The following is a 5573-nucleotide window of genomic DNA, read 5'->3' as shown; positions in this document are numbered from 1 at the left end:
TAAATCATTTACCCTACAATTCCGGGAAGTGAAAGGTCGCCATAGAGTGCGCCCTTCCCGAATGCTCTCTTTCCTCCTTCTGTTAGCGATAGGACTGTCGCCCCTGCACACACTGTATGCCCAAGACCGCATAGTCACGGGTACCGTCACTTCCGTCGAAGATAACACGGGTGTTCCCGGTGTTACGGTAGTACTTAAGAACTCAAATACGGGTACGACCACTGACGCCGATGGTAAATACCAGATCAATGCTATCGGCACCAATCCAACACTCGTTTTCTCTGCTGTAGGCTTCACCACTCAGGAAATTGCCATTGGTAACCGCAGCGTGGTCGATGTCAACCTGGCCGTGGATCTAAGAACCCTGAACGAAGTAATCGTTACGGGTTACGGTACCCAGAAGAAAAGCCAGGTAACGGGAGCGATTTCGTCGGTAAGTGCCAAGGCGATCGGCGAATTGCCCGTAACTAACGCTCAGCAGGCTTTACAAGGTCGTGCCGCCGGAGTGGACGTGAACCAGGCAGGTAGCAAGCCAGGCTCTTCTCCTCAAATCCGTATCCGGGGTCGGCGTTCTTTCAACGCCTCCAACGATCCGCTATTTGTGGTGGATGGGATTCCGCTTTCGGGAGGCATCGAGGACATCAACCCCAACGACATTGCCTCGATGGAAATTCTGAAAGATGCCTCTTCTACGGCTATTTATGGTTCGAGGGGTTCCAATGGCGTAGTAATCATCACCACGAAGCGCGGAACGCCCGGTAAAACCACGGTGAGCATCGATGCTTACAGTGGTGTCAACCAGTCGCTGGGACGGATCGACGTATTCACGGGTCCCGAATTTGCCGAGTACAAGCGCGAGTCGCGCCGGGCAGGCAATCACTATCCCGCCGGACCAGCTACTGACCAGGCTGATGCCGTTATCTTTGAACCCGTAGAGTTGGAAGGTATTAAGTCGGGCCGCAGCACCGACTATCCCGAAGCACTGCTTCGCACGGGTACTATCAACAGTTACCAGGTGGGCGTATCGGGCGGTACGGAGAAAACCGTGTTCAATCTTTCGGCGAACGTTTTTAAAGACAAAGGGGTAGTCAAAAGCCAGGACTTTACCCGTTATTCTTTCCGGCTCAACCTGGATCACAAGATTAATGACAAAGTTCGCGTCGGTACTTCGACATTGGCGGTATATAGCGAGCGTAATGGTGAAAACTTCAATCCGCTTGGTGGCGCACTAGCCGAAAACCCACTCGGCAAGCCATACGACGACGAGGGCAACTTAATCTTCTTGCCCACGCAAGATGGGCTGCGTACCAATCCTCTGGCCGAAATCGTGCCGGGTGCGATCATCGACGAGCGTAAAAACTACCGAATTTTCAACAGCATCTATGGCGAGTGGGATATTATCGATGGGTTGAAGTACCGCTTTAACTTCGGCCCCGATTTCCAGATCGACCGTTATGGCCGCTTTTTCGATAGCCAAACACAGGCCCGCCGTGGAGCACCTGCCTCGGGTTCTGTTGGCAACCGATTCTGGTTCAACTACACGCTCGAGAACATTCTTACTTATACGAAGCAGTTCAACCAGATTCACAATCTGAACGTGACCCTGCTTCAGTCTTTTCAACGCGACAATCGGGAGGCGTCTAATATCAGCGTGAACGGTATTCCCGCCCGTACACAGCAGTTTTACAACCTGGGTGATGCCAGCCAGGTCAACGGTGTCGATACCGGAATTAGCCAGTGGACTTTGCTTTCGTATATGGCACGGGTCAATTATGACTTCAACGATAAGTACTTACTCACAGCCACCATCCGGGCCGATGGCTCGTCGCGCTTCGGTGCCAACAACAAGTACGGCTATTTCCCCTCGGTGGCCGTTGGCTGGAATATCTCGAATGAGAATTTTATGAAGGACGTGCGCTGGATGGACCAACTCAAACTTCGCCTTAGCTACGGCGCGGTGGGTAACACGGCCATCAACCCCTATCAAACACAGGCGAACTTGAGCCGTTCCTCCTACGCTTGGGAAAACAGCGCCGCTTTCGGCTATCGTCCCGGCTCGATCGGCAACCCCGATTTGAAGTGGGAAACATCGGCCACGGCCAACGCAGGCCTTGATTTCAGTTTCTTTGGCAACCGCGTATCGGGTGCCATAGAATACTACATTACCAATACGACCGACCTTCTGGCACCGCAGCCACTGCCTAACTCGACGGGCTTTGGAGGCTTTACGACCAATATCGGCCATACCCGCAATAAGGGTATCGAACTGACGCTCTCGACGGTGAATGTAAACAAAGGAGGATTCGAATGGAGAACCGACCTTACCTTTGGCCGCAACAAAGAGGAAATCGTGGAACTGGCGAATGGAAAAGTGGACGATGTGGCCGCCGGACGCTTTATTGGAGAGCCGTTGTCGGTAGTTTACGACTTGAAAAAGATTGGGATCTGGCAAACAGACGAACTGGATCTTGCCAAATCCTACGGCTACAATCCCGGTGAAATCAAGATCGAAGACCTCAATAACGATGGCGTAATCAATGCCGCTGATCGTCAAATCCTTGGTTCTGCCATCCCGGCTTTCGTGGCTGGTGTGACCAACCGATTCGAGTACAAAGGATTCGATTTGTCGTTCTTCCTCTACGCTCGGGCCGGACAGTTCATCATCAGTGGTTTCCACCAGGGAAACAACACCTTGGCTGGTCGATATAACAACCTGGACATCGACTACTGGACGCCCAACAATCCAACCAACGAGTTTCCACGCCCGAACGAGAACCAGGAATCGCCCCGCAACAGCTCCACGCTGCGGTATTTCGATGGCTCGTTCCTGAAGGTACGTAACATCAACTTTGGCTACAACGTACCGGGCAACTGGGCTTCCAAGCTGGGAATGACCAGCCTTCGTCTTTACACCAGCATTCAACAGCCCTTCATCTTCTCGGAGTACCGTACCAAGTACAAGGGAATCGACCCCGAAGTAGAATTGGACAACGGCCCGAGCAACCAGAACCGTGCAATTGGTTCTGACCTATCTCCCGCTACGTCGGTCATCACGTTCGGGATCAACGCCAAATTTTAATCAGATCGTTAAGAAATTAAATTGCTAAAAAATGAAAGTACAAGCAAAATATCTAAAAATAGGCGCACTAGCGGCTGCCTTGCTTTTTGGGCAGTCCTGCAGCAACGATGTGCTGGATGAAGAGGTGATCTCGGGGATTGGAAGTGCTTACCTCAACACACCCACAGGTTTCAACGACGGGGTAAACTCGGTGTATTCCACTTTGCGCGACTGGTACGGAACCGAACGCGGTAACAATTTCACCATTTTTGGAACCGATATTACGACCAACGGTGCCGATGGTAGCCATAAGTTCATCAATACTTACGATGGTGCATTCGACTCCAGGGCGGCTCATCCCCGTGAAGTATGGGATGCTTTGTACAGTGGCATCAATGTGGCCAATGCCGTCATCGAGCGGGGAGCCAATGTGACTGGCATCGCCGAGACTGTCAAGAAGCAGCGTATCGCGGAAGTAAAGGCTCTGCGGGCGCATTACTATTTCATCCTGACCCGATTGTACGGAGGTGTGGATTTGCGGCTAACTGAAACGGTAGCCCCGACAAAAGTGGCCACCAGGGCCACCATTCCTCAAATGTATACGGCCATTATCAAAGACTTGACCGAGGCTCTGCCGGATTTGGACAATAAAGGTCAGGCGGCAGAATACGGACGGGTAACCAAGGCGGTGGCCGAAATGATGCTGGCCGATGTCTATCTGACCAAAGCCACCTCAGAAGCTAAGGCAGGGGATGACTACGCCAAAGCAGCGACCTACGCCAATAATGTGATCAAAAATTACAGCTTCCGGCTTCTGCCCAACTTCGCCGATGTCTATCGGCAGGGCAACGAGAAGAACGACGAGATCGTTTTCGCCACCCAATTCACTGGAAGTCCGCTTACCAACGGTGGCGGCAACAACTCGCACGTCTTTTTCCTGATGGAGTACGATGTACTTCCAGGAATGCAGCGCGATACGGAGAATGGACGTCCTTTCAAGCGGTACCGTCCAACGGACTACACACTCAATAAGATTTTTGCCTTGGCCAACCGTACGAACGACAGCCGTTACTACAAGACGTTCAAGGATGTGTATTATTCCAACAAGCCTGGCAAGTATAACACTACTTTTGATAAGTCGAAAGCCACGGTGACGTTTGCCTTGGGTGACACGACCATTTTCGATCCAGGCTTCGAGATGTCGGTGGCGGAACGGGCCAAGCGTCCTTATCAGGTATTGGTTCCCAGTGCCTACTCCGAGCGGGTGTTCCCTGCAGTGCGCAAGCATATCGACGGAGCCCGTGCCGACCGTACCCAGTTTGAGGGTACGCGCGATTACTTCAACTATCGACTGGCCGACACATATTTGATGTTGAGCGAGGCATTGCTCAATTCAGGCGATAAGGCTGGTGCGGTTGCGGCTATCAATATGGTTCGCCGTCGTGCGGCTTGGCCCGGCAAGGAGAAGGCTATGGAGGTGACAGAGGCGCAGATGAATATGGAATTGATCTACGAAGAAAGAGCTCGTGAACTGTACGGTGAAATGCAGCGCTGGTTCGATCTGAAGCGTTGGGGGATCCTGATCGAGCGCGTGAAATTGTACAATGCCCAAGCAGCTCCCAACATCGCACCCATGCACCTGTTTCGGCCCATTCCTCAAAATCAATTGGACCGGGTAGAAGGTGGCGAAGCCAGCTTTGCCCAGAATCCGGGGTATTAAATTTGAATGATAGAACGAGTGGATGAACGCTTGTTGATTGTTCGCTGAATGGAAAGCCTTCGATTTCGGAGGCTTTTCTTTTATTTGGATAGTAAATAAACTTTGTCCCCCCCTTTTTGTCAGGGTAAAGGATACAGAACATCGTTTTTAAAATTAGTGAAAGCCCCCAATCGTTGTACTCCTGAAAAAGTGGCTCTGTGAAAATCTGGGTCAATCCTCATAAAACTCTGTTACCCAAAAATCCAAAGAATGAGAAAAACGCTATTTTTAGCAGCGGCTCTATTGACAAGCTGCTTTATTCAAAACACCCACGCCCAATCTTCCAAAGACGGCTGGCAGAACCTCTTCAACGGCAAAGACCTCAGCGGCTTCAAGCAACTGAACGGTAAAGCCAAATACGAAGTAAAGGACGGAGCCATCGTCGGTACGTCCACGATGAATACCCCCAATTCGTTCATGACGACCGAAAAAGAGTATGGCGACTTCATCCTCGAACTGGAAGTAATGGTGGACGATAAGCTGAATTCCGGCATTCAAATCCGTAGCGAATCCAAGCCCGATTATATGGATGGTCGCGTTCACGGCTATCAGGTCGAGATCGACCCTAGCGCACGCGGCTGGGCGGCGGGGATTTACGACGAAGCCCGCCGCGGCTGGCTTTATCCGGGCGACTTGAATCCGAAGGCCAAAACGGCCTTCAAGAACAACCAGTGGAACAAGTACCGCATCGAGGCCATCGGCAACCACATCCAAACCTTCCTGAATGGTGTTCCGGTAGCCCACCTGATTGATGAC

At 51.7% G+C, this 5573-nt stretch carries 3 protein-coding genes; all 3 read left to right on the top strand.

The window, feature by feature from the left end; translation table 11 throughout:
• The first annotated feature begins 61 nt into the window (after positions 1 to 61).
• Positions 62 to 3079, top strand: coding sequence for a SusC/RagA family TonB-linked outer membrane protein (locus ACEW8P_RS00770; protein ID WP_373511203.1), 3018 nt, complete (start codon positions 62 to 64; stop codon positions 3077 to 3079).
• A gap of 31 nt (positions 3080 to 3110) precedes the next feature.
• Complete coding sequence (locus tag ACEW8P_RS00765) at positions 3111 to 4778, top strand: RagB/SusD family nutrient uptake outer membrane protein (protein ID WP_373511202.1); 1668 nt, start codon at positions 3111 to 3113, stop codon at positions 4776 to 4778.
• 249 nt (positions 4779 to 5027) lie between these two features.
• Positions 5028 to 5573 (top strand): DUF1080 domain-containing protein (locus ACEW8P_RS00760; RefSeq protein WP_373511201.1); only part of this gene is annotated, 546 nt, incomplete at its 3' end.

The sequence above is a fragment of the Persicitalea sp. genome (assembly GCF_041751555.1).
Classification (GTDB): Bacteria; Bacteroidota; Bacteroidia; order Cytophagales; family Spirosomataceae; genus Persicitalea.
Note: the sequence above shows the minus strand (reverse complement) of the source record. Positions and strands in the feature narration are given on the sequence as shown.

Excerpts from the sequence above, each read along its gene's own strand:
- ACEW8P_RS00770 (WP_373511203.1), top strand. The coding sequence starts at position 62 with ATGCTCTCTTTCCTCCTTCTGTTAGCGATAGGACTGTCGCCCCTGCAC.
- ACEW8P_RS00765 (WP_373511202.1), top strand. The coding sequence starts at position 3,111 with ATGAAAGTACAAGCAAAATATCTAAAAATAGGCGCACTAGCGGCTGCC.